The organism is Streptomyces sp. NPDC000941 (assembly GCF_053599555.1).
This window is the reverse complement of record NZ_JBSFMM010000474.1, coordinates 1-3,042: the sequence shown is the minus strand read 5'-3', so window position 1 is coordinate 3,042 and position 3,042 is coordinate 1. Positions and strand designations below refer to the sequence as shown.

Here is a 3,042-nt window from a genome sequence, read left to right as displayed (position 1 = left end):
TCCGGCCCGCGCGGCGCTCGGCGCCCCGGTCCGCTCGGGGCGCGGCTCGCTGCCGCCGATGGCGCGGATGCCCAGCGCCGAGAGCAGAAAGCTGACCGCGTCGGCGACCACGGTCGTCACCGGGCCGAACATCCCGATCGCGACCCCGCCGAGCGGCGGTCCGACCACGGTCGCGGTCCATGTCGTGGCCTCGAACCGGCCGTTCGCGACGAGCAGGTCCTCCGGCGGCACAAGCGCCTTCAGATACGCGCCGCTGGCGGCCCTGAAGGCGATGTTGGCCGCGGCGACGACGACGGAGACAACGAGAAGTTGGGCGTAGCTGAGCCGGCCGAGCGCGTACGCGGCGGGGACGCTCATCAGCGCCGCGAACCGGGTCAGGTCCATCGCCACCATGACCGGCCGCTTGTGGCGGAACTCCACCCATGGACCGAGCGGCACCGCGACCATGGCCCCCACCACAAGACCCGCGGCGGACAGCGCCGCCACCTGGGTCGGCCCGGAGTCCAGCACGAGGATCGCGATCAGGGGAAACGCGCCGAAGCCGAGCCCGGTGCCGTATGCACTGACGGCATAAGCCGCCCACAACCACCCGAACCGCCGCCCCAGCGCCCGCCTACCCGGCATGCCCCACGCACCTCTCGCCGATCCGACCCACGACACGCTGACCACCGGCATCCAAGCGAGTGGCAGGCGGCGAGAGCAAACAACCGATCGGCCAGGTGGGCACAACCAATCGTTGTGCGGGTAGCGTGGGTCGGCGTGGATCTCGATGCTGTGCGCACCTTCGTGGCCGCCGCGGACGCCGGACGGTTCCAGGACGCCGCCACCGAACTGTCGATCACCCAGCAGGCCGTCTCCAAACGCATCGCCACGCTGGAGAAGACCCTCGGCGTGCGGCTGTTCACCCGCACCCCGCGGGGAGCGAAGCTCAGCATCGACGGACAGGCGTTCCTGCCCCACGCCCGCGACCTCCTACGAGCCGAGGAACGGGCGGTCGCCGCCGTACGCCCCGGCCGCCGCGCGCTGCGCGTCGACGTGATCGGCCGACGGCTCGCCCCGGCCGCCCTGCTGGGCGACTTCCATCGCGCGCACCCCGAGGTCGAGCTCGACGTCGTGACCCTCTTCGACGCCGACGCGGCCATCGACGCCATCCGGTCCGGCACGATCGACGCGTCCTTCCGCGCCGTCGCCATGCCCGGCCGACAGCTCCCCGACGACATCAGGGGTGCCCGTACCTTCGACGGTGCTCTTCAGATCGAGGCCGTCCGGGTCTACGACGAGCCCGTCCAGCTGCTCACCGGCCCGGCCCATGAACTCGCCGCCGCCCGCGCGGTCACGCCCGCCGAACTCGTCGGACACCGGATCTGGATGCCCGGCCTCGTTCCTGGAACCGAATGGGGCGCCTACTACGACGCCCTCGCCGCCGCGTTCGGGCTCACCATCGAGATCACGAGCCCCGACTTCGGCACCGGGCCCCTGCTGGACACCATCGCCGACTCCCGGTCACTGGCGACCTTCGTCGGTGAGCGGACACACCTCGTCTGGCCCGCCGACCACGGCCTGCGGCGCATCCCCCTGTACGACCCGACACCGGTCTACCCGCACTCACTGCTGTGGCACCGCGACAACCCGCACCCGACCCTGGCCGCGCTCCGCGACCATCTGTGCAGCGGGCGCTCCTCGGGGACCGGGACCTGGACACCGGCCTGGGTGTAGCGACGGGGCCGCCATGTTGCCACTGGGAGGCCGCCGTGCCCGGCACGGCGGCCCTACACGCCAGTCGGCGCCCTTCGCGAGCGGGCCGCTCAGTCCTAGTCCTGGTAGACCTTGTTGGTGCCCGGTCCGCCCGAGAGCGTGTCCGTGCCCTTGCCGCCGTAGATCGTGTCGTTTCCGCTGTTGCCGTAGATCGTGTCGTCACCCTCCTCGCCGTAGAGGGTGTCGTTGCCCCGGCCACCGTAGATGTGGTCGGCGTCGGACAGACCGTGGATCACGTCGTTCCCGTCCTCGCCGTACATGTTGTTCTCGGTGTCGGCGACGCCTCCGCTCATGGAGTCGTTGCCGGGGCCGCCGTAGCAGTCCATCGAGCAGTTGGTGATGGTGTCGTCGCCGGCATCGCCGTACGGCCCCATGCCCCAGACCCCGCCACCGCCGTCGAGGCGGTCGGCGCCGTCGCCGCCGTGGAGCACATCCCGCGCGGAGCCCTTGAGAACGTCGTCGCCGGGACCGCCGTAGATCGAGGAGTAGGCGTCGCTACCGGCGTCGACCGTCGCGGTGTCGTTGCCGTCACCGAGGTTGACGTCGTAGTTGTCCGAGTCGTCGGAGCCCAGGGGGACTTCGGTCGCGCACCGGACGACGGTGTGGTCGGCGGCCGAGGGGTACACGCACTCGTCGTATTCCGCCGCGGTCGGATCGATGGTGATGTCACCCCGATCGCGGAAGGTGATGACGTAGTACGACTCCCACTCGCCCCGCTGTTCGATCTCCACGGAGACCTTGAGGTTGTTCGTCTGTCCGGCGGCGCCCTTGTACCAGAGCTCACTGTCCTCGTGGACGACGGAGGCCACCGTGGTGGCCGCCTGGGCGGCGGGGGCCGCGAATAAGGCTCCCCCGAGGGCGAGGGCGAGCGTGGAGGTGGCGGCGATGATTCCGTGCTTACGCATGCCAGAAGTGACCCTTCGCGGTGCTTGATGGTGGTCAAGGCCGACGCACAACGGGAAGGCGTCGGCAAAGCGGTAGACATGGCTCCGGGGGTGGGGGTTGTGCCGGAAACAGCACTTCCGTTGGCCTGGGCGAACATGTCATCCCGGGGCTTCCTGGCGTTCTTCTGGAGGGCACCGAAGGGCAACTCTGCGGACGGCTCCGGTTCCGCGCCGCGCGTTGCATGTGCGGCTCGCTTCGCGGTGGGCTTCGCTTCGCGGTGGGCTTCGCTTCGCTGCGCCTGCGCCTGTGCGCCGTCTCGCGGCATTCGGCTCACGCGAGTGCGGCTTTCGTCTCGGACCCTCCGGGTCCAAAGCGGCAGCGGGAAGGAGAGGGGGCGGCCGG

The 3,042-nt window shown here is 70.6% G+C and carries 3 protein-coding genes; 1 reads left to right on the top strand and 2 read right to left on the bottom strand.

Going from position 1 to position 3,042, the window contains the following annotated elements:
- On the bottom strand, positions 1-624 hold a 624-nt coding region (locus tag ACWDSL_RS52780), incomplete at its 3' end, for an MFS transporter (protein ID WP_450496840.1).
- 135 nt (positions 625-759) lie between these two features.
- On the opposite strand from ACWDSL_RS52780, the gene ACWDSL_RS52775 reads away from it, so the two are divergent.
- Positions 760-1,716, top strand: a complete 957-nt coding sequence (locus ACWDSL_RS52775) for a LysR family transcriptional regulator (RefSeq protein ID WP_450496839.1) — start codon at positions 760-762, stop codon at positions 1,714-1,716.
- Between the two features lie 95 nt (positions 1,717-1,811).
- On the opposite strand, the gene ACWDSL_RS52770 is transcribed toward ACWDSL_RS52775, so the two are convergent.
- Complete coding sequence (locus ACWDSL_RS52770) at positions 1,812-2,660, bottom strand: calcium-binding protein (protein ID WP_450496837.1); 849 nt, start codon at positions 2,658-2,660, stop codon at positions 1,812-1,814.
- Between the last annotated feature and the right edge of the window lie 382 nt (positions 2,661-3,042).

Excerpts from the sequence above, each read along its gene's own strand:
- ACWDSL_RS52770 (WP_450496837.1), bottom strand. The coding sequence starts at position 2,660 with ATGCGTAAGCACGGAATCATCGCCGCCACCTCCACGCTCGCCCTCGCC.